Annotated in this window: 1 protein-coding gene; it reads left to right on the top strand. The window is 40.9% G+C overall.

Annotated elements, in window-relative coordinates; translation table 11 throughout:
* On the top strand, positions 1 to 242 hold a 242-nt coding region (locus SB717_RS38920), incomplete at both ends, for a LamB/YcsF family protein (protein ID WP_410908609.1).

Genomic DNA, 242 nt, shown 5'->3' with positions numbered 1-242 from the left:
GAAAGCGGCAGGCGGGAAAATGCAGCATGTAAAGCCGCACGGTGCCTTATATAATATGGCGGCGTCTAATCCGGAAATTGCAGATGCAATTGCAAAGGCAATTTATCATATAAATCCAAGTCTATTACTTTATGGATTAGCAAATAGCGAGGCGTTTATACAGGCTGCAGAAAAATACAAAGTAACTCTTGTACAAGAGGCTTTTGCGGATCGTACATATAAGCAAGATGGTACATTAACGA

Source organism: Priestia sp. SIMBA_032, from assembly GCF_046535215.1.
In the GTDB taxonomy this organism is placed as follows: domain Bacteria; phylum Bacillota; class Bacilli; order Bacillales; family Bacillaceae_H; genus Priestia; species Priestia aryabhattai.
The sequence above is the reverse complement of the archived record's forward strand: the minus strand, read 5'-3'. Positions and strand labels throughout refer to the sequence as shown.